This window comes from Paenibacillus sp. GM1FR (assembly GCF_002803315.1).
Classification (GTDB): Bacteria; Bacillota; Bacilli; order Paenibacillales; family Paenibacillaceae; genus Paenibacillus; species Paenibacillus amylolyticus.
This window is the reverse complement of record NZ_MKZL01000054.1, coordinates 228654-254358: the sequence shown is the minus strand read 5'-3', so window position 1 is coordinate 254358 and position 25705 is coordinate 228654. Positions and strand designations below refer to the sequence as shown.

At 45.7% G+C, this 25705-nt stretch carries 25 protein-coding genes and 1 pseudogene; 2 read left to right on the top strand and 24 right to left on the bottom strand.

The features are described 5' to 3' along the window. Nucleotides 1–375: 375 nt before the first annotated feature. The 3 genes from ylqF to rplS all read right to left on the bottom strand — a co-directional run bounded on the left by ylqF (nucleotide 376) and on the right by rplS (nucleotide 2589). Entirely contained in the window at nucleotides 376–1239 is an 864-nt protein-coding gene (gene ylqF, locus PAEAM_RS25345) for a ribosome biogenesis GTPase YlqF (protein WP_017689210.1), read from the bottom strand. 30 nt (nucleotides 1240–1269) lie between these two features. Next, nucleotides 1270–1890: a signal peptidase I gene (lepB, locus tag PAEAM_RS25340; protein WP_047842465.1), complete on the bottom strand. Its 621-nt coding sequence runs from the start codon at nucleotides 1888–1890 to the stop codon at nucleotides 1270–1272. Between the two features lie 357 nt (nucleotides 1891–2247). Further along, entirely contained in the window at nucleotides 2248–2589 is a 342-nt protein-coding gene (gene rplS / locus PAEAM_RS25335) for a 50S ribosomal protein L19 (protein ID WP_017689212.1), read from the bottom strand. Between the two features lie 349 nt (nucleotides 2590–2938). On the opposite strand from rplS, the gene PAEAM_RS25330 reads away from it, so the two are divergent. Next, a complete protein-coding gene (locus PAEAM_RS25330; RefSeq protein WP_100529384.1) occupies nucleotides 2939–3904 on the top strand; it encodes a polysaccharide deacetylase family protein in 966 nt (321 codons plus the stop codon). A 3-nt stretch (nucleotides 3905–3907) separates the two neighbouring features. Here PAEAM_RS25330 and PAEAM_RS25325 read toward each other — a convergent pair. The 21 genes and pseudogenes from PAEAM_RS25325 to PAEAM_RS25225 all read right to left on the bottom strand — a co-directional run bounded on the left by PAEAM_RS25325 (nucleotide 3908) and on the right by PAEAM_RS25225 (nucleotide 23788). After that, nucleotides 3908–5042, bottom strand: a pseudogene (locus PAEAM_RS25325) (hypothetical protein). A gap of 154 nt (nucleotides 5043–5196) precedes the next feature. Beyond that, nucleotides 5197–5571 carry a VOC family protein gene (locus PAEAM_RS25320; RefSeq protein ID WP_036609452.1) on the bottom strand — a complete coding sequence of 125 codons (375 nt, stop codon included), beginning with the start codon at nucleotides 5569–5571 and terminating at the stop codon, nucleotides 5197–5199. A gap of 187 nt (nucleotides 5572–5758) precedes the next feature. After that, a complete protein-coding gene (gene trmD / locus PAEAM_RS25315) occupies nucleotides 5759–6526 on the bottom strand; it encodes a tRNA (guanosine(37)-N1)-methyltransferase TrmD (protein WP_036670343.1) in 768 nt (255 codons plus the stop codon). Nucleotide 6527: 1 nt separating this feature from the next. Beyond that, nucleotides 6528–7040, bottom strand: a complete 513-nt coding sequence (gene rimM / locus PAEAM_RS25310) for a ribosome maturation factor RimM (protein ID WP_036609454.1) — start codon at nucleotides 7038–7040, stop codon at nucleotides 6528–6530. Between the two features lie 302 nt (nucleotides 7041–7342). Continuing rightward, a complete protein-coding gene (locus tag PAEAM_RS25305) occupies nucleotides 7343–7573 on the bottom strand; it encodes a KH domain-containing protein (protein WP_017689218.1) in 231 nt (76 codons plus the stop codon). A 23-nt stretch (nucleotides 7574–7596) separates the two neighbouring features. Continuing rightward, nucleotides 7597–7869, bottom strand: a complete 273-nt coding sequence (gene rpsP / locus PAEAM_RS25300; RefSeq protein WP_017689219.1) for a 30S ribosomal protein S16 — start codon at nucleotides 7867–7869, stop codon at nucleotides 7597–7599. 53 nt (nucleotides 7870–7922) lie between these two features. Beyond that, on the bottom strand, nucleotides 7923–9302 hold the full coding sequence (gene ffh / locus PAEAM_RS25295) for a signal recognition particle protein (RefSeq protein ID WP_100529383.1): 1380 nt from the start codon (nucleotides 9300–9302) through the stop codon (nucleotides 7923–7925). Nucleotides 9303–9364: 62 nt separating this feature from the next. After that, nucleotides 9365–9715 (bottom strand): YlxM family DNA-binding protein, encoded by a 351-nt coding sequence (ylxM, locus tag PAEAM_RS25290; RefSeq protein ID WP_017689221.1) that lies wholly within the window; start codon nucleotides 9713–9715, stop codon nucleotides 9365–9367. Nucleotides 9716–9977: 262 nt separating this feature from the next. Beyond that, complete coding sequence (trhA, locus tag PAEAM_RS25285; RefSeq protein ID WP_017689222.1) at nucleotides 9978–10625, bottom strand: PAQR family membrane homeostasis protein TrhA; 648 nt, start codon at nucleotides 10623–10625, stop codon at nucleotides 9978–9980. Between the two features lie 146 nt (nucleotides 10626–10771). Then, entirely contained in the window at nucleotides 10772–11785 is a 1014-nt protein-coding gene (ftsY, locus tag PAEAM_RS25280; RefSeq protein WP_036609455.1) for a signal recognition particle-docking protein FtsY, read from the bottom strand. A 108-nt stretch (nucleotides 11786–11893) separates the two neighbouring features. Next, nucleotides 11894–15463, bottom strand: coding sequence for a chromosome segregation protein SMC (gene smc, locus PAEAM_RS25275; RefSeq protein WP_100529382.1), 3570 nt, complete (start codon nucleotides 15461–15463; stop codon nucleotides 11894–11896). A 218-nt stretch (nucleotides 15464–15681) separates the two neighbouring features. Further along, on the bottom strand, nucleotides 15682–16386 hold the full coding sequence (gene rnc / locus PAEAM_RS25270) for a ribonuclease III (RefSeq protein WP_036609458.1): 705 nt from the start codon (nucleotides 16384–16386) through the stop codon (nucleotides 15682–15684). A 13-nt stretch (nucleotides 16387–16399) separates the two neighbouring features. Next, nucleotides 16400–17638: a beta-ketoacyl-ACP synthase II gene (fabF, locus tag PAEAM_RS25265; protein ID WP_036609459.1), complete on the bottom strand. Its 1239-nt coding sequence runs from the start codon at nucleotides 17636–17638 to the stop codon at nucleotides 16400–16402. Between the two features lie 177 nt (nucleotides 17639–17815). Further along, the gene (acpP, locus tag PAEAM_RS25260; RefSeq protein ID WP_024630176.1) at nucleotides 17816–18049 is read right to left on the bottom strand and encodes an acyl carrier protein; all 234 of its coding nucleotides are present in this window, start codon (nucleotides 18047–18049) and stop codon (nucleotides 17816–17818) included. A 152-nt stretch (nucleotides 18050–18201) separates the two neighbouring features. Further along, entirely contained in the window at nucleotides 18202–18951 is a 750-nt protein-coding gene (gene fabG / locus PAEAM_RS25255) for a 3-oxoacyl-[acyl-carrier-protein] reductase (protein WP_017689228.1), read from the bottom strand. 211 nt (nucleotides 18952–19162) lie between these two features. Beyond that, complete coding sequence (fabD, locus tag PAEAM_RS25250) at nucleotides 19163–20104, bottom strand: ACP S-malonyltransferase (protein ID WP_100529381.1); 942 nt, start codon at nucleotides 20102–20104, stop codon at nucleotides 19163–19165. Nucleotides 20105–20129: 25 nt separating this feature from the next. Next, the gene (locus PAEAM_RS25245; RefSeq protein ID WP_036610885.1) at nucleotides 20130–21119 is read right to left on the bottom strand and encodes a beta-ketoacyl-ACP synthase III; all 990 of its coding nucleotides are present in this window, start codon (nucleotides 21117–21119) and stop codon (nucleotides 20130–20132) included. 8 nt (nucleotides 21120–21127) lie between these two features. Continuing rightward, complete coding sequence (gene plsX / locus PAEAM_RS25240; protein WP_017689231.1) at nucleotides 21128–22123, bottom strand: phosphate acyltransferase PlsX; 996 nt, start codon at nucleotides 22121–22123, stop codon at nucleotides 21128–21130. After that, nucleotides 22120–22668: a transcription factor FapR gene (gene fapR / locus PAEAM_RS25235; RefSeq protein WP_047842457.1), complete on the bottom strand. Its 549-nt coding sequence runs from the start codon at nucleotides 22666–22668 to the stop codon at nucleotides 22120–22122. Before fapR ends, plsX begins: the two co-directional genes overlap by 4 nt. A gap of 372 nt (nucleotides 22669–23040) precedes the next feature. After that, on the bottom strand, nucleotides 23041–23214 hold the full coding sequence (gene rpmF, locus PAEAM_RS25230) for a 50S ribosomal protein L32 (protein WP_017689233.1): 174 nt from the start codon (nucleotides 23212–23214) through the stop codon (nucleotides 23041–23043). A gap of 67 nt (nucleotides 23215–23281) precedes the next feature. Continuing rightward, complete coding sequence (locus tag PAEAM_RS25225) at nucleotides 23282–23788, bottom strand: YceD family protein (RefSeq protein ID WP_036609465.1); 507 nt, start codon at nucleotides 23786–23788, stop codon at nucleotides 23282–23284. Between the two features lie 463 nt (nucleotides 23789–24251). On the opposite strand from PAEAM_RS25225, the gene hmpA reads away from it, so the two are divergent. Then, complete coding sequence (gene hmpA, locus PAEAM_RS25220; protein ID WP_100529380.1) at nucleotides 24252–25487, top strand: NO-inducible flavohemoprotein; 1236 nt, start codon at nucleotides 24252–24254, stop codon at nucleotides 25485–25487. The last annotated feature ends 218 nt before the right edge of the window (nucleotides 25488–25705 follow it).

Here is a 25705-nt window from a genome sequence, read left to right as displayed (position 1 = left end):
TCTGTACAACCTGTCTCTCTCAGTAAAACTTTTCCTTGAGATTTACAATATAAAGATAGTGATGTCTTCATTTATCGGTATTTGATGGTTTAAATTGAATATATCAGACCTCGTCTAATTTAAATTGCACCACCATTTATCATAGCACGATTTAGATGCACCTGATATATAGGTCAGCCAATTCCATAAAGCGTACTGTTCTTCAATCCTCTTCCATTTTATCGTTTTCGACGTATGTTCCAGCTCTACTTCCGCGTTTGTATACACAAAAAAACGACCGCTCCCGGTAATCCGGTAACGGCCGCTTCTTTCGGCACTTGTATATATGAAATGAACAGATAAAGATAATGATCTTCATCGTGTAAAGTCCATTTTTTAATAGGGAGCTTCCATAGAGAATCGTCCCATTTTACCCGCTCGCAGTTCACGCAGAAATGCTCGTGATGCCTTTTCCAGATCAATACGTCCACCGCTTACAATGCAACCACGTATACGACCGACTTGTTCCATAATCGCAATAACACTGTCTGAATCATCTGCATCCTTGGAGAACTCCTGAAGTCCGTATCTCTCTTCAAGGGCGTCCCAGTAATAACGCATCAGGTAACTGATTCCAAAAAAGGCGATATCCTCTGCATTCAAAATTTCCTCTTTGATCGCACCAGTTACGGCAAGACGATAACCTACATTTTGATCTTCGAACTTAGGCCAAAGAATACCTGGAGTATCCAATAACTCCATTTCTTTGCCTACCTTGATCCACTGTTGCCCCTTCGTCACACCAGGACGATCTCCTGTTAACGCAATACTCCGTCCAGCCAGTCGGTTAATCAGTGTTGATTTACCTACATTGGGAATCCCAACGATCAACCCGCGAACCGCACGAGGATTAATCCCTTTAGCAATTTGACGGTCAATTTTTTCTTTAAGAAGAAGCTTGGCCTGCACGGGAATATCTTTAACATTGGTTCCCGTCGAAGCATCTACAGGAAAAGCGGTAATTCCTTCTTTTTTGAAATATTCAATCCATTCTTGCGTCACTTTTGCATCTGCCAAATCCGATTTGTTCAACAAAATCATCCGGGGTTTATCCAGCAATATTTCGTCAATCATTGGATTACGGCTGGAGACAGGCAGACGGGCATCCAATAGTTCGATGACCACGTCGATGAGCTTTAACTTATCCTGAATCTGGCGTCTGGCTCGAGTCATATGACCTGGAAACCATTGTATCGTCAACTTGTCTTCACCTCATTATTTACTTCAATTTCAGTGGTTGATCCACTTAATCTCACCGATCGGCCAGAAAATCACATCTGCACGACCAATAATATCTTTTAACGAAACATAACCGATCATACGACTGTCTGTACTATTTGGACGGTTATCTCCCATGACAAACACATGACCTGCCGGCACTTTGCCATCAGGGAACTGTTCATTCGGGAAATCCTTCACGTTATAGGTTCCACCATTGGCTTCAGCTGCATCAATGGCTCCTTGAATATACGTTTCATCAACCTTTTTACCGTTAACCATCACGGTATCGTCTTGAACCTCAACGGTATCACCTTCTACAGCAATAACACGTTTAATGAAATCTCGACCTTCGGATGGTACGTGGAAGACGATAACTTCACCGCGCTTCGGTTCTCTGATATCATATAAGATCTCGTTGACGATCACACGTTCACCCGTTTCAAAGTTCGGCTGCATGGACGGACCGTCCACAACAAACGGTTTGAAGAGCAACCACCGAATCAGAATGACGAGAACTAATGCGATAACAATGGCTTTAAGCCATTCAACAATTTCATTTTTGGCTTTTTTGGATCGACTGTTTTTCTCTTCGGCAGGATTGCCCTGGTCATGTTGAACTTCTTGTTCCATTCAAGATCTTCCTCTCTTCACAGTACATGTTTATAGCAGTACACACATCCAGCATTCTGTATCGTTCCAATAACTCAATGGATGGATACAAAACATTCACATCAGTTATGTAATCTTACACCAAGCATTACAGTACATTTAATCCACAATTCAAATGCCTTCAAGAGGTTGTTCAAAAAGTCGGTACTGAAACCGGTCTTTTGAACACGCACTTCAATAACTGATTTTACAAGCCTCCCGGACTATTCCCCGCATGTGTTGCCATACCATTCTACTCGGAAGTGTACCTCCGGTTCAACTTTTCCCGGACAAAAACGAAAAGGGCTTGTCTCCAAGCCCTCCCCGGTATCCGTTATATTAACGAATTTCTTTAATTCTCGCTGCTTTACCGCGTAGTTCACGAAGATAATAAAGCTTCGCACGACGAACTTTACCACGGCGAGCCACTTCGATTCTATCGATTTTAGGGGAATGAAGCGGGAAAGCTCTTTCCACACCTACACCGTAAGAAATTTTACGAACTGTAAAAGTCTCACTGATTCCACCACCACGGCGTTTAATCACAACACCTTCGAACAATTGGATACGCTCGCGAGTTCCCTCGATTACCTTAACGTGCACTTTCAAAGTGTCACCAGGACGAAAACTCGGAAGATCCTTGCGAAGTTGTTCTTGTGTAATCGCTTGAACGATATTCATCTATGACTCCCTCCTTCCATACAGGCGTTCATACTTCTTCCAGAGATCACCTTGTCTCCTTCATCATCCATAGAGGACCGCCGTATTCCACATAACAGACTTATTGTATCACGCAGCATATCAAAACACAAGAGAAATTAAACAAATGCCTATTGTTCAATCTGCCACTCTGAAACTCATCCATCACATGTTAACTTCATTCTAAAATACATTCTCCCGTATGGAAAGTGAATCAACGCTCTCATCTGCAAGTCAACCTGATACAGGAAAAAATACTGTAACTTCCGATGTAGTAATATCGTCTATGATATAACTTATTGACCACTTTAAAAGGAGAATCCCAAGACTCATGAAATATTGGAAAAAGATCACACTTGCCCTACTCGCCATGCTCACATGCTCCATTACACTATATTCATATGCCGTAACTCACCCAACGAATGCACTGTCACACAAAGCCTGCACATCCTGGGACATAGTCAAACGCAAAGCATTCGAGCTGTCACACACTGACTTTTATAACCAATCTGCGCTGGATCGTTCTACCTTTAGAATTGAACAAGGTACCGCTACAGAAGTTCCTGTGCTGATGTATCATTACATAGAGCCCAAATTGAATAATCAAGAGACAGATAATAAATCCATCATTAATCTGGAGGATTTTGAGCAAAATATGAAATACCTGCATGATGAAGGCTACCAAACGATTACACTGGATCAGCTTGAGCAATATGTTAGCGGGAAGATTTCCCTGCCACAGAAGTCCATTGTGATTACCTTTGATGATGGATACCAGAACAATTATACATTAGCTTACCCTGTGCTTCAGAAATATAATTTTCATGCCTCGCTGTTTGTCATAGGCAGTAAAATTCAAGATCAACCTTCGGAATTTGAGCCCGCCATTAACAGTTTCATCTCCAAACCAGAGATGCAGGCAGCAACTGACGTATTTGAATTCAATAGCCATACCTATAACCTGCATCACAAGGGATTTATGCGCTGTGGTAACAGTGTTCCTGTCGGTCTGGACACCAGTCTTCTGGATGATGATATCCAGCATATGAAGCAAACCGGAATAGACACACCTTATTTGGCCTATCCTTTTGGTTATACCAGCACACAGATGATCTACAAGTTACAGCAACATGGATATCGCATGGCTTTTACCGTAAAGTCTGGATTTGTGCATCCAGGAGATCATCCCATGAAGCTGCCTCGCTTGACGGTAACGACAGGTACTGATTTGGCGACCTTGCTTCAACCCGAATCCAGTCCGCAGAACGAATCATCTGCATCGGAGAATGACCAGTAAAACCTAGATTTTAACTTCACCGCCCGGATACAGAGTCGAGTTATACAGCCTTTTTAGCTGTGGCTTGGCTCTTTTTGCATCGGTAAGTGATAATGTCATCGAAGAGCTGGAATAAATCACTGCTTCGTCTGCGTCCATCTCCCCCTCGGCGATACGCCAAAATATAATCGAGTCCACCTTCATCCCAGTTACATACAGGCTCTATAATGGTTAACCAGCCAGGAGTCGTGCGGTTTTCTTTCCATATTTCTTGCCCTGCGCTATCCAACATGAACATTCCATCCTTACCATTCTCATCCCCACGGACAATCCGGTCCAGACCTGCAATCTGTAAACCTATCATTCCAGTACAAAAATGGCCTAATGCAATATGCTGTGATTCAATCGAATCTTCATAACGCCACTTCTCATTACCATAGCGGTCCATCATGACCGTAACACTGCCACCGATAACAATCTCGACTTCCCCATCACCATCAACGTCGCCAAACCATATACAGTCAGCATGATCATCGAGATTATGACAAGACCATAACAACGTCCCATCATGATCCAGCATGTCATATCCGGCCATCACTTCATCTTTCCCATCTCCATCGATGTCATATACCCATGGAAAATGTCCCGGATTCCCTTCATGCTTCCATAACAAATTAAAATCATGGTCGAGTGCCCATAACGTCTTATAGCGGTCTTTCAGTATAATGTCCATTTTCTGCTGGTTACCCGTCAGGTTGGTGAGAATAATGCAGTCATGTGCTTCATCACCTGGCAGATCACGTGTTTCTTTAATCTCTCCGGTCCGGCCATCCAACACGAGAAATTGTTTGTCCATGACACACAATACTTCATTATTTCCATCTCCATCCCAATCTGCGACCTGAGCGGGATAGTCTGAACCCGGACCCCCTGCATCGGGATCAGGAGTTCCGACCTGCCATAGTAATGTTCCTTCCAGATCAAATGCAGTCAAACAACATACCTGATGTGGAACATACCGATCGTCTATACCCCCATCTGCCTGTACCAGCAACATTTCAAGTCTGCCATCCCCGTTTAGATCTCCCAAAAGCATTTTGCAGCGTTCTCCGGCTTGGCTAATATTTAGTCTGGCGATTTCATAAGGCTGAATGCTCATCATCTTCCTCCTCAGCTTATCGTTGTTATTCAAATCCAGCTGAGTTCACCATAAAGAAAACCCCTGTTTTTTACAACCCTATTATGTGGTCATGCAAAAATGTTCAAAGCTGCAAAAAAGTGCCTACATAATTAAACGATTTAAACGAATGATTTTAAGCCCACTCTAAAAACTCAAGACGATTGCCAAAAGGATCATTTATATAAAAACGTCTTACACCTTCATCTGCCCTTGCTTCGTCATCGACAATATGAATTTGGTTATGAATGAGATGATCACGCAACTGATCCAAATGTTGTACATGAAATGCCGGATGAGCTTTTGTAGCGGGAATAAAATCTTTTTGTACGCCAATATGCACTTGGTGTCTGCCACACTCGAACCATACACCACCCCGTTTTCTCAGAATTTCAGGTTTGGGAATCTCCGTCCAGCCCAGTACTTTATGGAAAAAATGACGTGCCTCCGCTTCACAAGATTCAGGTGCTGCGAGCTGAATATGATCAAGACCAATAATATTGTAAGTCATTCATACACCGCCTTTGGTTTCATTTAGTGAAACTGAGTTTTAAAATATACCTCCATTTTATAGAATAACCCATTGAATATCCAGCTTTCTTTACAAAACACATAAGAAAAGCCAACCTTTGGTATCAAGGTTGGCTTTTTCAAACTCTATAAAAAGATATATTTACGTGTTTATACGATACATATACTTATTCTGTGCTATGTTTACGGTTTGAGCGTATCTTTTTCAACCAAATGCGTTCTTTGTCCGTCAAGTCCGCCGTTTCCAACATCTCCGGTCTACGTTCTAACGTACGAAGCAAAGACTGCTCTCTGCGCCATGCCTCAATGTTCAGGTGATGTCCTGACAACAGCATATCCGGTACTTTCATGCCCCTAAACTCGGGTGGACGTGTGTAGTGTGGATATTCGAGGAGTCCAGTACTGAATGAATCCGTCACAGCACTTGTCTCATTGCCAAGCACACCGGGTATAAGACGTACGATGCTGTCGATCGCAACCATAGCAGGTAACTCCCCACCCGTGAGTACGTAATCACCAATGGATAGTTCATCCGTCACGAGAAATTCGCGAATGCGCTCATCGTAACCTTCATAATGTCCACATATAAAAATCAGATGATCTTCCTGTACAAGTTCTTCTGCTTTTTTCTGTGTAAACGTCTCACCTTGCGGACACATTAAAATGATACGTGGAGCTTTCATGGTTGCCGCGGCTTCTCCGCGTTGCTCCAGTACATCTTCAACAGCAGCAAAGATCGGATCTGGTTTTAGCACCATGCCTCCACCCCCACCGTAAGGAGCATCATCGACCGTATTATGTTTATTTGTGGCATAATTACGGAAGTTGGTTGCACCGAGGGACACCAGCCCCTTCGTTTGGGCTTTACCCAGAATGCTTGCTCCGAATACGCCATCAAACATCTCCGGGAATAGTGTTAATACATCCACTTTCATGTTACAGCAGCCCTTCCATCAGGTGAATCTTCACTTGCTGCTGTTCGATGTCCACATCAAGTACTACATCATCAATAACGGGAATCAGCACTTCTTTACCTGCTGGCGTTTTGACAACCCATACATCATTGGCACCCGGAGTCAAAATTTCAGAGATAGTTCCAAGCGTTTCACCCTCTTCGGTGATAACCGAACACCCAACGATTTGATGGAAGTAGTATTCACCTTCCTCCAGCTCAGCGAGGTTCTCTTTTAACACTTTGGCCATACCGCCTTTAAACTTCTCTACTTCATTAATATTGCCATACTCTTTCAGACGAAGAATATACATATTTTTATGCAAACGTGCAGATTCCACGTTAACCATGACTGGATGATTATCTGGTGTAAAGAAAAACAACTCTGCATTTTTCGCGAAACGCACTTCTGGGAAATCGGTTATAGGCATGATTCTCACCTCACCGCGAATTCCATGCGTATTAACGATTTTACCTACATTCATAAACTCTGCCATACGTTCCTCCTACGAAATTAAATCAAACTAAACAGCTACTTCGACTCTCGTACGGTCGTTCCGGCGACGGTTCGTTCTTTCGATCGCTGTTACCCCCTCATTTTTCGAACTTAATTTAAAAGGTGAAAATGAGGTGATAAAGGCGAACGCTAACGCTTCTCCAGAATCAATCCCGTCCCCTGCACTGCTCCGAAGTCACTCATACCCAAAAATATTTTAATTCAATATCTAATTCAACATATTAAGTTCAGCATGCACGAAAAGGGGCTAGGACATGCATCCTAACCCCCTTTCGTATATCTTTAAGATATGATATCAACGGTAACCCGTTTATCCATCTTAACTGCTGCTGATGTGACGACCGTACGAAGTGATTTCGCGATTCGTCCTTGTTTACCAATTACCTTCCCGACATCGTCAGGATGAACGGTTAACTCATAAACGACAAGCCGGTCTTTCTCAACCGTCCGAACCGTCACATCTTCCGGATGATCGACTAAAGCCTTAGCAATTATGCTTACTAATTCTTCCATAGATGACCCTCCGAATCAGCACTTTATTTAGATAATTTAGACTCGTGGAACTTCTTCATCACGCCCGCTTTGCTAAGCAAGTTGCGGACAGTGTCAGATGCTTGTGCACCGTTTTGAAGCCATGCCAATGCTTTATCTTCATCGATCTTAACAACAGCCGGTTGTTCAACCGGGTTGTAGTAACCGATCTCCTCGATAAAACGACCGTCACGTGGGGAACGGGAATCCGATACCACTACGCGGTAGAAAGGAGCTTTGTGAGCACCCATACGTTTCAGACGAATACGAACTGCCATTTGAAAATTCACCTCCTTCAATGAAATCTGTATATGATCCAGCTTCGCTTAAATCAACGGAAAGGAAACTTCATTCCTTTACCCATACCTTTAAGCTGCTTCATAGCTTTATTTTTACCGCCGCCTTTAGGTCCCATCATATCCGAGAACTGTTTCATCATGCGGCGCATCTCATCAAATTGCTTGATCAGACGATTTACTTCAGCCAGAGATGTTCCGCTTCCGGTAGCAATACGCTTCCGGCGGCTATGGTTGATCATGTCCGGGTTACGTTTCTCTTCGGTCGTCATTGAGTAAACGATCGCTTCGATCCGGCCCATCTGTTTATCATCAACCTTCAGATCCTTGGCTTGTTTCATCTTGCCCATGCCGGGGATCATATCCATGATCTGATCGATTGGTCCCAGCTTTTTCACTTGATCCATCTGCTCCAGGAAATCTTCAAACGTGAATTCTGCATTACGCATCTTCCGTTCCATTTCCTTGGCTTTATCGGTATCAATGTTTAATTGTGCTTTCTCAATCAGAGATAACATATCACCCATACCGAGGATCCGTGAAGCCATACGTTCCGGGTGGAACGGCTCCAAAGCGTCAAGTTTCTCTCCAAGGGAAGCAAACTTGATTGGACAACCCGTAACTGCTTTGACGGAAAGCGCAGCACCACCACGAGTATCTCCATCCAGCTTGGTCAGGACAACCCCGGTCAGATTAAGCTGCTGGTTAAAGTGTTCTGCTACGTTAACCGCATCCTGACCTGTCATGCTGTCTACGACAAGCAGTACTTCATCCGGATTCACTACGCTGTGAATCTGGCGAAGTTCTTCCATCAGTTCTTCATCAACATGCAGACGTCCAGCTGTATCGATAATAACATAGTCATTACCGTTATCTTTGGCATGTTGTAGACCTTGACGTGCGATCTCAACAGGGCTTGTCTGATCTCCCAGTGTGAATACCGGCGCTTTGATCTGCTCGCCAAGTACTTGCAACTGTTTGATCGCTGCCGGACGATAAATATCTCCTGCAACAAGCAATGGTCTGCTGTTTTGCTTTTGCAGCATTTTAGCTAGTTTACCCGATGTGGTTGTTTTACCAGCACCCTGCAAACCAACCATCATCAGCACCGTAGGCGGTTTGTTCGCTTTAACCAGTTTCGCTTGGCTTCCACCCATCAAATCCGTTAGTTCCTTGTTAACGATGTCGATGATGACCATTCCTGGCGTGAAGCTCTCCATCACTTCTTTGCCAACAGCCTTCTCTTTCACCTTGGCGATGAATTCCTTGACCACTTTGAAGTTTACATCCGCTTCGAGCAATGCCAGACGTACCTCGCGCATAGCCTCGGCTACATCTTCATCAGACACCTTGCCTTTGCCGCGCAGCTTGCTGAACACATTCTGTAATCGGGTCGTTAATCCTTCAAATGCCATGATCCCACCTCCTTAAGCTTTAATACTGTTTTCAAGACCGATACGTTCCGCTCAGCCAATTATCATTCACTAAGCTGAGCAACGATATCGTGTATTTGTTTGTTGTTATCAATGGAGACGCCTGCGCGTTCCAATGCATTTTGCAAATCTTCAAGATTGCGATTACGCCGTTCATGCTTTTCTAGCAAGCCCAGCTTGCTTTCGTAATTTTCCAGCACTTGTTCGGCACGCTTGATATGCTCGTATACCGCCTGGCGGCTGATCTCAAACTCGGCTGCAATTTCACCAAGTGAGAAATCGTCATGAAAGTAATACTTTAGAAAAGTCTGCTGTTTCTCGGTAAGTAACAATTCATAAAAAGCAAACAGCAAGTTAATCCGGTTTGTCTTCTCAAGCCGATTTTCTTGACTCACATCGGGGCACTCCCTTCGTCAAGGAAAAACACTTTACACTCTTGCAACGTTCCTAATAATACCTAAAACAAATCAGGTTGTCAAGCAAAAATACTTGTCACAATAAAAACAGCTCTGATGATACGTTATTTCGATGTTTAACGGATGATTTATACCCTTTTTCACTACAAGCAAATTCTATCCGTGTCCCTGCGAGCCGCCTCTATGTAGAAGAAAAAACGAATGCGTCTCAGTCCGTGGAGATGCATCCGTCTATGGTGTTCTAACGAAGTGGTGTCAGGTACAGCAGTACCATAAAGAAATGAAGAATACTGCCTGCTAACACAAAGAGATGCCAAATCGCATGGTGGTACGGAAATCCACGCCATACATAAAAGAGCGTACCCAGTGTATACATCAGGCCTCCAGCAACCAGCAGCACAATGCCGCCTGTAGGAATGGCAGCCATAAGCGGTTGCCAGGCAATAACAATGAGCCAGCCCATCGCAATATAGAAAATCGTGGACATGAATAGAAATTTTTTCGTAAAAAATGCCTTAAAGATCACGCCGAATAATGCGATACCCCAGATTATACCAAACAGGGTCCATCCAAGTGTACCGCGAACAGCAATAAACAAAAGCGGAGTGTACGATCCCGCAATAAACAAATAAATGGAAGAATGGTCGAAAATCTCAAATAAATCTTTCACTTTTCCATCTTTCCATGCATGCACGAGTGTAGAGCTTGTATAGAGCAGCAGCATGGTGATCCCGTAGATCGTGAAACTGACCACATGCCAAGCCGTGCCTTTCATACTTGAAAATACAATCAATATCACCAGTGCAGCTACACTGAGTGCAGCGCCGATTCCATGTGTCACCGCATTGGCGACTTCTTCACGGCGAGAATAGGTATACGTATTGGCCATTTTCAACCGTCCTTTCTAACCCTTTAACATTGCCTGCTTTATTCCTCCATTATACACGTATTGCCAGTGACATTACACGTGACACTTATCACGTATATCACTGGCAATACGGTTAACATTATTAATTCATTCTATTATTAATGATTCTAGGAATTAGCTTCCTCTTCTTCAGCACTTTCCGCTGGCTGTTCCTGGATCAATCCGGCGAACAAGGCATGCACAAATTGCTCCGAATCAAACGGCTGCAGATCATCAATTTTCTCACCCAGTCCTACGAGCTTCACAGGCAAGTCCAGCTCCTGACGGATCGCAACAACGATCCCCCCTTTGGCTGTTCCATCCAGTTTCGTCAGTACGAGGCCAGTTACACCGCTTTTCTCACCGAAAAGTTTAGCCTGGTTTAAAGCATTTTGACCTGTTGTTGCATCCAGTACCATCAGTACTTCATGCGGAGCATCCGGAATTTCACGCTGAATGACACGATAGATCTTGTTAAGCTCGTCCATCAGGTTAGATTTATTTTGCAGACGACCTGCTGTATCACAGAGCAGAACATCCGCACCCCGTTGTTTCGCTGCCTGTACCGCATCATACATAACCGCTGCTGGATCAGAACCAGATTGCTGTTTGATCACATCGACACCGGCACGTTGCCCCCATACTTCCAGCTGTTCAATGGCTCCGGCACGGAACGTATCTCCAGCTGCCATGATGACTTTTTTACCTTGTTGTTTAAATCGATGTGCCAGCTTGCCAATCGTTGTTGTTTTACCAACACCGTTAACACCAACAAACAAAATGACGGTAATGCCATCCGGGTTCATTTTCAATTCGTTATTCTGTTCACCGCGAAGAAGACCCGTCAGTTTCTCGGACAATACAGGCTGCAGCTCAGCCGCATCCTCAATTTTGCGTTTTTTCACCTCAACGCGCAGGTCTTCGATCAGATTCATGACTGTATTCACACCAACGTCTGCTCCGATCAAAATCTCTTCCAGTTCTTCATAGAACTCTTCATCGATTTTTTTGCGACGGATTACGAGATCCGACACTTTTTCCACTAACCCTTTACGTGTCTTTTCCAATCCATCCTTAAACTGTTTGGTGACCGACTCCGTTTTGCTTGCAATGCTGTCTCTAAGCTTTTTAAAAAAACTCATAAAGCCCCTCCATCGTGTACATAATCTAAGCGGTTTTGCAAAAATGCTCAATCTGAATGATTTTCAATGATTACAATGAGTTCGTTTGTCTCGCAGGTTTGGATCAGATCAGGCAATTACTGCTTCCTCATCTTCCAGTTTAACCGAAACGAGCTTGGATACACCGCCCTCTTCCATTGTAACACCGTACAGCACATCTGCCTCTTCCATCGTACCTTTACGATGGGTAACAACGATAAACTGTGTCTGTTCGGAGAATTCACGCAAGTACTGGGCAAAACGTACCACGTTAGCTTCGTCCAGCGCTGCCTCAACTTCATCCAGCACGCAGAATGGTACCGGTTTGACATGCAGAATAGCAAATAATAAAGCCATCGCCGTCAAAGCCCGTTCCCCACCGGATAACAGTTGCAGGTTTTGCAGTTTCTTGCCTGGTGGCTGAGCCACGATATCTATTCCCGTTTCAAGCAAGCGCTCCGGGTCCATCAGAACAAGGTCAGCACGTCCCCCGCCAAACAGCTTGCTAAACACGGTACCGAACTCACGGCGGATGGCATCAAACGTAATCTTGAATCGCTTCGCCATCTCGTCTTCCATTTCCCGAATAACCTGATACAACGTTGTTTTAGCTTCCACCAGGTCATTCTTCTGTTCACTCAGGAATTCGTATCGCTCATTGACTCGCTGGAACTCCTCAATCGCTCCCAGGTTCACATCACCCAGGGCGGATATACTGCGCTTCAGCTTCTGTACCTCTGCCTGTGTATGCTCCACGTCTTCCGGTACAGGATAACGCTCTTTGGCCAGTTCATAGCCCAGTTCGTATTCATCCGTCAGTTTTCGCAGTATATTTTCCAGCTCAACATCCAGCCGGTTCACGGAAATTTCCGTCTGTCGCATCTGCTCTTCCACAGCTTTTAACTGCGTGCGCTGTTCCTTCGTTTCGCTCTCTGCAAGCTCAAGCTTTTTCGACAACTCACTTCGGGCAGCACGTTTGAAGTCCAGCTCCTGGGAAGCTTCCGCTTTTTTCAGTTTGTACTGGTTCAGATCTTCAATCTGCTTAACACTCTCGGTCTGTGTTTTCTTGAGATCTGCTTCCATCGAAGCCAGCAACGTGCGATTCTGACGAAGATCTTTCACCAGCGACTCTACTTCCCGCTCCAGACGTCGCAATTGTTCTCCATTAGAGAATCGCTCCTGATCAAGCTTGCCTTCGCGCACTTTCAATTCGGTGAGTTGGCTCTGCAATTCTTCCTTCGCCGATTCATTGGCTTTCCGAGCAAACTCAGCTGCATGAATGGCACGATGAGTCGCTTTTTCTTCCTCTTCAAGCTGCTCCAGCTTCTTCACAGCGACGATGCGAGCTGTATCCAGCTCTTTGATCTCTTCGGTAAAGCCGCTCTTCTCCTGCCCGGCAACGGCAACCTGTTCAAGCACATGGCGAAGCTCATGCTCTACCTGTTTCATTTCCATCGAAGCCTGCTGTTCTGCATTTCGGGTATCATCACCGGACTGACGAAGTTCATCCAGTTTGTCCTGACACTGCTCCAGTTGGACTTTTACATCATCCACACTGCGATGCAGTTTCACGATTTGATTTTCCGTATCCAAAATATCCTGGTCGAGCTGGTCCAGCTGCCGTTTCCGGCTGAGCAGACTCACATTTTTCTTGTGCTGGCTACCACCTGTCATGGAACCACCCGCATTGACCACGTCACCTTCAAGTGTCACAACCCGGAAACGATACTGGCAGCGAGCCGCAATTTTATTGGCGACCTCCAACGTTTCGGCAATAATAACATTACCTAACAGACTGCCAATGATTGAAGCGTACTTGGATTCGAATTGTACAAGATCAGCACCGATCCCCACAAAACCCTCCATACCTTCGATCATGGAACGTTCAGCTGCTCCAATGGCACGAGGACGAATGACATCCAGAGGCAGGAACGTTGCACGCCCCAACTGGCGTTGCTTCAGGAAAGCGATTGCCTGTCTGGAAACTGATTCATTTTCCATGACTACATGCTGCAAGGATGCTCCCATTGCTGTTTCTACCGCAAGTTCAATCTTCTCGGGAACTTTGACGAGTTCAGCCACAGCTCCATGAATACCGCTCAGCGTACCTTTGCGTGAAGCCTTGAGGACCTCCTTGACACCCAGCATGAATCCGTCAAAATCATCCTGCATCTCTTTCATCGTATCGCGGCGGGAAACTTGAGCTTCACGCTTCTGTTCCCATTTACGGACCGTACCCCGACTTTCTTCGAGCAGCTTCTGCAGCGACTGGAGTCGTTCACTTTCCGTAATGTATCCACCACGTAGATCACTGATTTCTTTGCCCAAACGAACAACTTTTTTCTCAATGTCCGCTTTACGACTTTCCAGTGTCTCTTTTTGATCTTCCCATTTGCCTGATTCTTCAGCCGCGCGATTCATTCTGCGCTCCAGCGTTTCTTTCTGCTGATCCACATAACGAATTTCATTGCGTGTCTGAGCCATCTGATTCATCAGTTCCAGCAAATTTCCTTTGAGGCTTTCCTCTTGCTGTTGACTAATGCCACCTGTAACACCGATGAGTTTGGCTTCTTCCTGGGACAACTGATTTCTCACATCATTCAGTTCATGCTCAAGTTTGCCAAACTTCTCACGCAGTGCAAGCAGCTCGGTTTCCCGTTCGCGATGTCTCTCTTCACTGGCGGCAAGCGTTACTTTGAGCTGCTCCTGATTTGTTTGCAGATGGTGGGAGCGCTCCTTGAGCAATTCTCCAAGCCCTTCACTTTTCTCTGTCGCTTCACTGAATTGCAATAAAGCGGCTTGCAGTTGCTCTGTCTCTGTTTCCAGGATACGCAGCGCATTCCGATCATTTTCCAGCTTGGCATCATGCGTAGAGACAATCGCCGCCAGTCCAACCTCTTCCTGTTTTAGCGATTGCAGGCGCTCGTTCGCCTTACTCCAGGACGCATGAATCTGTTCGATCTGGTACACATACATGGAAATTTCCTGCGATTTGAGCTGAGAACGAAGTTCCTTATAGTGGATCGCTTTCTCCGATTGTTCCTTTAGCGGTCCAATCTGATCTTCCAGTTCAGTCACCAGATCATGAATACGCAGCAAATTTTGCTCTGTCTCATCCAGTTTGCGCGTCGCATCCCGCTTGCGGGATTTATATTTAACGATACCTGAAGCTTCTTCAAAGATACCTCTGCGATCCTCTGAACGGGTACTCAGAATCTCTTCGATTCGCCCCTGTCCAATAATCGAGTAGGCTTCCTTACCGATGCCGGTATCCATAAACAACTCCGTGATATCCTTCAAACGACAAGATTGTTTGTTGATAAAATATTCACTATCTCCGCTGCGATGTACACGACGAGTCACCGTCACCTCACCGAAATCCAATGCAAGTGCGTGATCCTCGTTATCAAGCGTTAGCGACACCTCACCGAAATTAACGGCCTTCCGTGCGTCACTGCCTGCAAAGATGATATCTTCCATCTTACCACCACGCAGCGACTTGGCACTTTGTTCACCCAGAACCCAGCGAATTCCGTCCGATATATTACTCTTTCCACTTCCGTTCGGACCTACAACAGCCGTAATGCCACGAACGAACTCCATCTCCGTTTTGTCGGCGAATGACTTGAATCCACCCAATTCAATCCGTTTTAAAAACATAGGGTTTCTCGTCACCTCCTCTTGCAAATTTCAAGTATTGCATTCAAGCGCCTAAATAAATTGAACTAAAATAAAGTTCACTTATTTAGTTAACGATCAGGTAACCTTCTCCTGAACCTCTTTACAAAAAAAAGAGCAAAAAGCAGTCCGGCCGATTACTTCCGCCGGGGCGGACCCGCGGGCTGCTCTTTGCTCTTCGTTTGTCTATGCGCTATCGGTTAAGCTCCGGCTTCCGGAAGCTTCAGTCGATCAAGTGCTGCAGATGCAGCCTGTTGTTCCGCTTCCTTTTTGGAACGTCCTGTACCTCTGCCAAGCCTTTCTTGACCCATATGGACCTCCGAGACAAACTCACGTTCATGGGCAGGTCCCCGTTCCTCAACGATACGGTATTCCAAAGCTCCCATATTGTGATGCTGAGTAAGTTCCTGCAGTTCCGTTTTGTAATCACTCATTTGCAGCTTGCTGCCCAATACGATTAATGGGAAGACATGCTGATCAAGAAATGTCCGAACAGGCGCAAGCCCCTGATCCAGATACAATGCACCAATGAAAGATTCAAACACATCTGCCAGCAGAGCCGGCCGTGTCCGTCCTCCAGTTAGTTCCTCACCTTTACCAAGAAGTACATACTGCCCAAAACCCAACACTTCAGCAAATTTGACGAGGGAAGGCTCACAGACAATGGATGCCCGCAGCTTAGTTAATTCACCTTCCGGACGGTTAGGATACAAATGATACAAGTACTCCGATACAGTCAGTTCCAGCACGGCATCGCCCAGAAATTCCAGACGCTCGTTGTCCTGATGCTGACTGAACCGGTGTTCGTTTACATAAGAAGCATGGGTAAACGCTTGTTTTAAAAGCTGCCTGTTGTCAAATTTGATTTGAAGTTTATGTTGTAACTGCTTCAGATCTTCACTCAAACGAACTAGCCCCTTATGCTTCAAATTTTTTGAGAATAATGGTGGCATTGTGACCGCCGAATCCAAATGAATTGGACATGGCAATATTAACTTTGGTTTGACGTGGAACATTTGGTACATAATCCAGATCACATTCCGGGTCCTGATTTTCCAGATTGATCGTTGGAGCCAGTGTCTGATGTGTCAGTGACAATCCGCAGATAACCGCTTCTACACCACCAGCAGCACCAAGCATGTGGCCCGTCATGGATTTAGTGGAACTCACAGCGAGCTTGTACGCATGATCACCAAACGCCTTTTTGATCGCAAGCGTTTCGGATCTGTCGCCTACAGGCGTCGAAGTTCCGTGTGCATTAATGTAGTCCACTTCTTCAGGCTCAATGCCCGCATTACGAAGTGCCATCTTCATGCAACGTGCTGCTCCGTCCGGATCTGGTTCTGTCATGTGATGTGCATCACCTGTCAGACCGTAACCGATCACTTCACCATAAATGCGTGCACCACGTTTTTGAGCATGCTCCAGGGATTCCAGAATCATAACACCAGCGCCTTCGCCCATAACAAAACCATCACGTTCTGTATCAAAAGGACGGCTTGACTTCGCAGGATCATCATTACGTGTAGACATTGCGCGCATCGCACAGAACCCTGCAAGACCCGTTGGTCTGATTGTTGCTTCCGCACCACCACAGATCATGGCATCTGCATCACCATTGGCAATCAGCTTGAAGGAATCTCCGATGGAGTGTGTACCTGTTGCACAAGCGGTAACAACGTTAATGTTAGGACCTTTGGCACCAAGAGAAATGGACATTTGGCCTGAAGCCATGTTGGAGATCATCATGGGAATAAAGAATGGGCTTACCCGTTTTGGACCTTTTTGCAACAATGCATTATGTTGGTCCTCCCACGTACCCAATCCACCAATACCTGATCCGATGGATACACCGAAACGCTCTGCATCAATATTCTCGTTAATTTTCAGACCACTGTCTTCAACGGCTTTGAAGCCGGCTGCCACAGCGAACTGTACAAAACGGTCCATTTTGCGAGCATCCTTGCGATCCATATATTCTTCCGGGTTGAAATCCTTGATCTCGGCTGCAATCTGTGTCGTGTATTCACTAACATCAAACGCCTCAATCTGAGAAATTCCGGACTTTCCTGCCATTAAACTGCCCCAGAACGTTTCCAAATCTTTTCCGAGCGATGTCATTACGCCCATTCCGGTAATTACTACTCTTTGTTTCAAACCGAGTCACCTCTATATCGACTGCATTACGCAAGTATTTTGTGGGAATATCCGCAAACAGACATCTACTCAACCAAGATAGGCCTGTTTGAGTAGAGCTGCTTGCGGAATGAGAAAAACCAATGAATGATGAGAAGTCCCGCCTGTTCGAAAACATGTGCGGGACTAAAAATGACTTTAGGTATGAGATTGTATGTAGTTTACAACTTCACCTACGGTCGTGATTTTTTCTGCATCTTCATCAGAGATTTCCAAATCAAATTCATCTTCCAATTCCATGACCAATTCCACTACATCCAAAGAATCAGCACCCAAATCTTCTTTGAAAGATGCTTCAAGTGTAACTTCAGCTTCGTCTGCGCCCAAGCGGTCGACGACGATGCGTTTTACACGCTCCAATACATCGGACATCCGGTTCACCTCCTTCTTTGGTATTATACGAGAATCGCAGGCAAAATGCCATAGAAGACATATGCGGCTCCCGGCCGGGGAACCCGGCCTTTTTCCGGCATTTCGGATCGTCCAGCGCCTGTTCCCCGACTATTGTTCAAGTCCGGGAAGAATTACATGTACATGCCACCATCGACATGTAGCGTCTGCCCTGTCATATAAGATGAAGCCTGTGAAGCCAGGAAAGTGACTACACCGGCGATTTCATCCGGCTGACCCAAACGGGACAACGGAATACCACTTAGCATACCGTCCACCAGCTCCTGGGACAACTCTTTTGTCATATCTGTCTCAATGAATCCTGGTGCAACACAGTTAACTGTGATTCCACGAGAAGCCAGTTCACGAGCAGATGCCTTTGTCAGGCCAATGACACCTGCCTTGGCAGCAACATAGTTCGCTTGTCCAGCATTACCGAGCACACCTACAACCGAGGAGATATTGATAATTCTTCCCGACCGTTGTTTCATCATTGGACGTGTAACCGCCTTAAGGCAGTTAAACACACCTTTGAGATTGGTTTCAATAACCTGATCGAATTCTTCCTCTTTCATACGCATGATCAGATTATCACGGGTAATTCCAGCATTGTTCACCAGAATATCAACGTTGCCCCATGCTTCGAGTGTAGCTTTGACCATTTGTTCAGCTTCATCCATCAGGCCAACATTGGCTTGAAGTGTAATCGCCTTGACTCCTTTGGCACGAATCGCTTCCGCTACTTCCTCAGCTGCCGCTTGGCTACCCGCATAATTCACGGCTACGTTCGCTCCAGCTTCTGCAAGTGCCAGTGCAATACTGCGCCCAATGCCCCGGGATGCCCCGGTAACGAGTGCATTTTTACCTTCTAATGGTTTAGACATAATCATTCCTCCTTTCCCCAAATCTATATCAGTTCAACCAAAGAATGTTTACACTTGCCACTCCGATGACAGAATAAACTTCCGATCGCTGTTATCCCCAGATTTTTTTGATTCCCTTTTATAAAGGGAAAATCCGGTGATAAAGGCGAACGCTCCGCTTCTTCAGTTTTTTTCTGTCCTCTCCGTTCTCGTGTAAAAAGTTTAGTTTAACTCATATAATTCCTTCTAATTCACTTGCCGTTGCTTCGAGCGTTTCAAGACTGTTCACATTGTACAGTTTTACGGTTTTATCTGTTTTTTTAATCAAACCAGTCAACACACTGCCAGATCCAATCTCGATGAACGTATCCACGCCTTGCTCAATAAGCCATGTCACACTGTCTTCCCATAATACAGGAGAATAGACCTGAGCTGTCAACAAATCCTGAACCTGTCCATCCTCTGCAGGTCTTGCAGTCACATTAGCGACTACAGGGACCGCTGCCGGTGAGAACGTAACGGTTTTCAGTTTCTCTGCCAGCTTATCAGCTGCACCCTTCATCAATGAAGAGTGAAACGGACCACTTACTTCCAATGCAATGGCGCGTTTACCGCCTGCTTCTTTAACACGCTCCGCGACTGCAGCTACGCCTTCCTTCACACCAGAAATGACGATTTGTCCCGGACAATTAATGTTGGCAAGTTCAACCGCATGACCATTTTCAGATACGTCACGGCAAAGCACCCCCAGCGCTTCCCGATCCGCACCCAACACAGCAGCCATCGCTCCTTGTCCACCCGGTACTGCCTGTTCCATATACTGACCACGTGCCCGCACAGTGCTCACTGCGTCAGCAAACGAAAGAACGCCCGCTGCCACCAGGGCACTGTATTCTCCCAGACTGTGTCCAGCCGTATAGTCAGGCTGAATTCCTTTTTCTTTGAAAGCTTCAAGCAAGGCAATACTTGCTGTCAACAGAGCCGGTTGTGTATTTGATGTCTGTTTCAACTCGGTCTCCGGTCCTTCAAAGACAAGGTTACTCAGCGAGAAACCCAATGTTTCATCTGCTGTGCGAAAAATTTCAGTTGCCGCAGGCACGGACTCATACGCGTCCTTGGCCATGCCTACAGCCTGTGATCCCTGTCCGGGAAATACAAATGCTATTTTACCCATCTCATTCATCTCCCAGATGTCTATTTTACCAAACGAGTACCGATGCACCCCATGTCAAACCGCCACCGAATCCAACCATCAGAACGGTATCTCCGGCTTTCATGCGACCTTCCTCCGCTGCTTCTACCAGAGCAAGCGGTATGGAAGCAGCAGATGTGTTTGCATACTTATCCACGTTGACTACAACCTTTTCTTCAGGAAGTTCAAGTCGTTGCATCGCAGATTGGATAATCCGAATATTCGCTTGGTGAGGAACAAACAGATCCACATCCGTACGCTCCATACCAGCCTTGCGTAATACCTCAATGGTAGCCGTCCCCATGACACGTACCGCAAACTTAAACACTTCACGACCGTTCATGTTGATGTAATGTTTTTTATTTTCAACAGTCTCTGCAGTAGCAGGCAGACGGGAGCCGCCGCCTTCCATCTGAAGAAGACTACCGCCAGCACCTTCTGCGCCGAGATCAAATGCTTTGAATCCGCGACCTTCCGGAACTTCACCAACAACTACCGCCCCTGCTCCATCACCAAAGAGGACACAAGTGTTACGGTCTGTATAATCCGTAATACGAGACAAGCAGTCCGCACCAATCACAAGTGCATTGTTGTACATACCGCTTTGGATGAAGCTCGTAGCACTAGCCAAACCGTATACAAATCCGGAACAAGCAGCCGACAGATCAAATGCCGCGGCACCTTTTGCACCCAATTTGTCCTGCAAGATGCAGGCTGTCGATGGGAACGAAGAATCCGGAGTGATGGTTGCAACAATAATCAGATCAAGATCACTGCCTGTCATGCCTGCAGATTCAAGGGCTTTAATAGCCGCTTCATATGCCAGATCAGAAGTTGCCTGATCGGGTGCAGCGATGTGACGCTCTTTGATTCCTGTACGACTGACGATCCACTCGTCATTGGTATCGACCATTTTCTCCAGATCGCTATTTGTCAAAATTTTCTCAGGCACATATTTCCCTGTACCAATAATCCCTACTGGGCGCAAATTATTCATATCCTCACTCACTTCCCGCTAATTTCCTTAGATATGCTCTCTACCAGCTGATTCTGCACTGCAATCCGAGCTTGGCGCACAGCATTTTTGATGGCATTGCCATCAGCAGATCCATGACTTTTCACAACCAGTCTGCTCAAACCGAGGAGTGGCGCTCCGCCATGCTCCGTATAATCCAGCTTTCGTTTCAACCCACGCAGCTCAGGCATTAGTACAGCTGCAGCCAGTTTACTTTTGAGAGAAGATGAAAATTGTTCCTTAAGCAAGGCGAAAATGGCACCTGCTGTGCCTTCCAGCGACTTCAGCAGGATATTCCCTGCAAAACCGTCACATACAAGCACATCACAAGCACCAGTCAGCACATCACGTGCCTCAACATTACCGACAAAACGAATTGGGAGTTGTTCCAGTAAAGGGTATGCATGTTTGGTCAACTCATTTCCTTTGCCTGGCTCTGTTCCTACATTGAGCAAGCCCACTCGTGGGGACTCAATGCCCTGTACTTTTTGCCGATACAAACTGCCCATCAAGCCATATTGTGCAAGGTGCTCCGGTTTGGCATCCATATTCGCTCCTAGATCCAGCGCAAGCACACCTACATCATCAATCGTTGGAATCATAGGCGCAAGCGCCGGACGTTCAATACCTTCCATGCGACCTACAACAAGCAAACCCGCTGTCATGAGCGCTCCAGTATTGCCCGCCGAGATCATCGCGTCCGCTTCGCCCTCTTTCAGCATGCGGCCTGCGACCACCATGGAGGCATCCTTTTTGCGACGCACTGCTTTGACGGGTTCATCATCCGAACCAATAACTTCGGAAGCATGCCGGACCGTAAGATTGGCAGGTCTCACACCTGACTGACTCAAAAGAGGCTCCAGCTTGGCTTCATCGCCGATCAGTACGATCTGTGTATCCGCCCATTCCGTGGCTGCGGCAATCGCACCTTCTACCGTTGATGCAGGTGCATTGTCGCCTCCCATGGCATCAATGACGATTTTCATTCCAAATGACCTCCTTCTCCGCTGTCTTCTCCACCTGAATGGTAGATTACAAAGTTGCCTTGAAACACCATTTCTTCACCTACATAAGTGAATACTTCCACTTTGGCTTTGCCCTTTTGACCCGGGATCGATCTCACATAAGCCTTTGCAATACATTTCTCTCCCAAATGAACCGAACGGACAAAGCGAATGTCTGCTGATGCAGTCAACGCGATCTCGTCATTAATAATCGCTACAGCCAAGGAGTTGGCCTGTGCAAAGACATAGTGTCCGCGTGCAATCCCTGTTCTGGAAAACACGTGTTCTTCCTTAATCTCAAACAGGGAAATCCCGCTCTTATCCAGTTGCAGATCCACAATATCACCGATAATCTCATGCAAGGGCAACGAGCGTACCTGATCATACGAGAGCTCTGCCATCAGTTTCATCCGCTCCCGAAGTTCGGGTATTCCAAGTTCCAGCCTGTCAAGACGAATCGTCTGAATACTCACCTTCAATTGGCGTGTAAGTTCCTGATCCGTCACAAACGGGTTCTCTTCTATCATTCTGGTTAACTGCTGTTGCCTCTGTCTCTTCGGTACACGTTCGATGCCTGACACCCCCCGCTGTATCGTTTACGGAACCGTCCCGTCCGGCCAGTTCAACCATTCTTTCGTGTTGCTTCTATAGTTGCATCCCTGGTCACCAGGGTCGTTCTCAAACGGATTACGGTTCATCTATATGTAACGTCAAATCTTAGAACCTGGTACTAAACTATAGTATATCTCATCCCGTGTCAAAAAGAAAGACTGGCCTAACAAAAACAATTCACCCTTCTGGTACAAGGATTTCATGCTAGTTAGCTCACTCTACTTACACTCTCTAATCCAAAAAAAGTAGCACCTCATCGAAATGAAGTGCTACTTAATGTCCAACTATTATTGAGAGATGATCTCTCTTGCTTTGTACGTTCCGCACACTTTGCACACGTGGTGACTAAGTTTAAGTTCGCCACATTGTTCACATTTCACCATGCCCGGTACAGCCAATTTAAAGTGAGTGCGACGTTTGTCGCGACGCGTCTTGGACGTTCTCCGTTGAGGTACTGCCATTATTCCCACCTCCTTATCAAAATCAACCTTTGCAGGTAGTCTTAAAATGTTCGATTTTCAATCATGCTCATTTAAAAAAATCCTTGAGCCCTGCAAGCCGCGGATCAATAACCTCGTTATCACAACCGCAGTCACCTTCGTTCAGCTCATGGCCACACTTGGGGCATAACCCTTTGCATGTATCGCTACATAGCGGTATAAACGGAAGATCCAGCAGAAAAGCTTCCTCGGCATAACCCTTCAGATCAACGCTATCTCCATCCACATAGAGCGTATCATCGTCTTCGTGTAATCCCTCTGGCTGTTTTCCCTGCTTGAATTGCTCATGAAAATCAATATGAAAATGTTCATTGATCGGCTTAAGACAACGGGAGCACAACATGTCCACTCCTACAGTCAGCTTGCCATGAACATCCACAACGTCACCTTCTCTGAATTCTGCAGATAAGTCCGCAGTCAGCGGGGTAACGGCTGTGATATCTTGTCGGTTAGAAACCAGTTCCTTGATCTCCCACTGTTCGTTAAACTTCAGGGGACCATCACTGGTAGCCACTTTGCGAAATGGCATTAACATTTCCATCACTCCAAACGAAACCAATTTCATAATTCGTATCAAACGTATCACGACAGTTATACAGGTCAAGCCTGCTTTTGTAAAGCAATAAATCCTGACTGTATGTATTCTGACGAATCTTCGTTAAAAGTATTATGAAATTGACTTAACAAACAAAAATCATTATACCGATTTTTCAAGACGTTTGTCAACACTTTTAACTTTACACCCTTTTTAAAAACACTGACCGCACAGACATTTACTCCATCTGGTCTATTATAGACTCACTTTAAGATAAATCACAAGTCGTCATTTTAGTTGTAGTTCCTTGCAAACACCGGTCACATTTCGTTAACGTTTAGTGTGATCTATCTCACATAGACCCGCTTGTCCCCTATCTATACTTGCTATAAACCGAAGCACGATCAGCTCCATGACCGATTTATTATCCAACTATTTCATATCATATCGGGAGGGAAAATGTATGTTAAGTGAGCACACAATTAGAGTCATTAAATCTACAGTACCCGTACTTGAAGTCCACGGGGAAGCTATCACACGCCATTTCTATGAAACGATGTTCACAGCTCATCCGGAACTACTGAATATTTTCAATCACGCAAATCAGAAACAGGGACGACAGCAAGCCGCCCTCGCCAATATGGTATACACCGCTGCCCTGCATATCGATAATCTGTCCTCCATCCTGCCTGCCGTCCGGCAAGTTGCACATAAACATCGCAGCCTGGGTATCGTTCCCGAGCAATATGTGATTGTTGGCACCTATCTGCTTCAAGCCATCAAAGATGTACTTGGAGACGCGGCAACGGATGAAATTATCACGGCGTGGGGCGAAGCCTATAATGTCATTGCAGACGCCTTTATCGGGATTGAACAGGACATGTATACAGAAGCGGAAAACCAGACGGGTGGCTGGGAAGGATTTCGTACCTTCAAGGTTGCCAAGAAAGTGCAGGAAAGTGAAGTCATCACGTCCTTTTACCTCGTTCCAGACGATGGTCAGCCCATTGCCAGTTATGAACCGGGACAATACATCAGTATCAAAATCAAACCAGAGGCACAGTCATTTACCCAGATTCGTCAGTATAGCCTTTCAGATACCCCGGGTAAACCCTACTATCGCATTTCCGTTAAACGTGAGCGAGGTGTATTAGAGCGCCCTGACGGAGTTATATCCACGTATCTCCACGATCACATTGAAGAAGGCAGTCTGGTGAAGCTATCCGCTCCTGCTGGCGACTTCACGCTGAATGCAGACGATAAACGACCTGTTGTTCTCCTGAGTGGTGGTGTCGGTCTAACGCCCATGATCAGTATGTTAAATACGCTGGCTAAATTGAATGAAAATCGCACCATTACATTTTTGCATGCAAGTCCCAATGGTCAATCGCACGCGTTCCGTGATCATGTCAACAGTGTGGCCAAACGTAATCAGGGCGTTAAAGCTTATTATTGTTATACTCAACCTGAGGATGCTGATCGTGAAAATGAGTATTTTCATAAGGAAGGTTATATAGATGCGATCTGGCTTCGTCAAGTGATTGATGAACTGGATTCCACTTATTATCTGTGCGGACCGGTTTCGTTCATGCGGGCAGTGTATACGGAACTTCAGGCGCTAGGTGTTGCAGCGGACAACATTCATTATGAATTTTTTGGGCCAAAAGCAAGTTTATCTCCCGCGCCGGAAAGTGTCTAAGCGTGCTGATTTATTAAGATGAAGAAGCCGTTCTCCGATTATCGAAAATGTGTAATATACAATAGATTTACAGGCACAGTCTGACATCTGCTGATGGTGGAATTGTGCCTTTTTCTTGTCTAAATTGGTGCATGATTTGATCTAATACATGACATCCCCTATGATGGAATGGATGTTATACATACTCGGTTATCCAATCGAAAGGAGTACGTCTAATC

What these genes read in the sequence shown, in the direction of transcription:
- lepB (WP_047842465.1), bottom strand. Translation starts at nt 1,890, where the DNA reads ATGGAACAAGAAGTTCAACATGACCAGGGCAATCCTGCCGAAGAGAAA.
- rplS (WP_017689212.1), bottom strand. Translation starts at nt 2,589, where the DNA reads ATGAATATCGTTCAAGCGATTACACAAGAACAACTTCGCAAGGATCTT.
- PAEAM_RS25330 (WP_100529384.1), top strand. Translation starts at nt 2,939, where the DNA reads ATGAAATATTGGAAAAAGATCACACTTGCCCTACTCGCCATGCTCACA.
- PAEAM_RS25320 (WP_036609452.1), bottom strand. Translation starts at nt 5,571, where the DNA reads ATGACTTACAATATTATTGGTCTTGATCATATTCAGCTCGCAGCACCT.
- trmD (WP_036670343.1), bottom strand. Translation starts at nt 6,526, where the DNA reads ATGAAAGTGGATGTATTAACACTATTCCCGGAGATGTTTGATGGCGTA.
- rimM (WP_036609454.1), bottom strand. Translation starts at nt 7,040, where the DNA reads ATGGCAGAGTTTATGAATGTAGGTAAAATCGTTAATACGCATGGAATT.
- PAEAM_RS25305 (WP_017689218.1), bottom strand. Translation starts at nt 7,573, where the DNA reads ATGGAAGAATTAGTAAGCATAATTGCTAAGGCTTTAGTCGATCATCCG.
- rpsP (WP_017689219.1), bottom strand. Translation starts at nt 7,869, where the DNA reads ATGGCAGTTCGTATTCGTCTGAAACGTATGGGTGCTCACAAAGCTCCT.
- ffh (WP_100529383.1), bottom strand. Translation starts at nt 9,302, where the DNA reads ATGGCATTTGAAGGATTAACGACCCGATTACAGAATGTGTTCAGCAAG.
- trhA (WP_017689222.1), bottom strand. Translation starts at nt 10,625, where the DNA reads ATGGCCAATACGTATACCTATTCTCGCCGTGAAGAAGTCGCCAATGCG.
- ftsY (WP_036609455.1), bottom strand. Translation starts at nt 11,785, where the DNA reads ATGAGTTTTTTTAAAAAGCTTAGAGACAGCATTGCAAGCAAAACGGAG.
- smc (WP_100529382.1), bottom strand. Translation starts at nt 15,463, where the DNA reads ATGTTTTTAAAACGGATTGAATTGGGTGGATTCAAGTCATTCGCCGAC.
- acpP (WP_024630176.1), bottom strand. Translation starts at nt 18,049, where the DNA reads ATGTCCGATGTATTGGAGCGTGTAAAACGCATCGTCGTCGACCGCTTG.
- fabG (WP_017689228.1), bottom strand. Translation starts at nt 18,951, where the DNA reads ATGTCTAAACCATTAGAAGGTAAAAATGCACTCGTTACCGGGGCATCC.
- fabD (WP_100529381.1), bottom strand. Translation starts at nt 20,104, where the DNA reads ATGGGTAAAATAGCATTTGTATTTCCCGGACAGGGATCACAGGCTGTA.
- PAEAM_RS25245 (WP_036610885.1), bottom strand. Translation starts at nt 21,119, where the DNA reads ATGAATAATTTGCGCCCAGTAGGGATTATTGGTACAGGGAAATATGTG.
- plsX (WP_017689231.1), bottom strand. Translation starts at nt 22,123, where the DNA reads ATGAAAATCGTCATTGATGCCATGGGAGGCGACAATGCACCTGCATCA.
- fapR (WP_047842457.1), bottom strand. Translation starts at nt 22,668, where the DNA reads ATGATAGAAGAGAACCCGTTTGTGACGGATCAGGAACTTACACGCCAA.
- rpmF (WP_017689233.1), bottom strand. Translation starts at nt 23,214, where the DNA reads ATGGCAGTACCTCAACGGAGAACGTCCAAGACGCGTCGCGACAAACGT.
- PAEAM_RS25225 (WP_036609465.1), bottom strand. Translation starts at nt 23,788, where the DNA reads ATGTTAATGCCATTTCGCAAAGTGGCTACCAGTGATGGTCCCCTGAAG.
- hmpA (WP_100529380.1), top strand. Translation starts at nt 24,252, where the DNA reads ATGTTAAGTGAGCACACAATTAGAGTCATTAAATCTACAGTACCCGTA.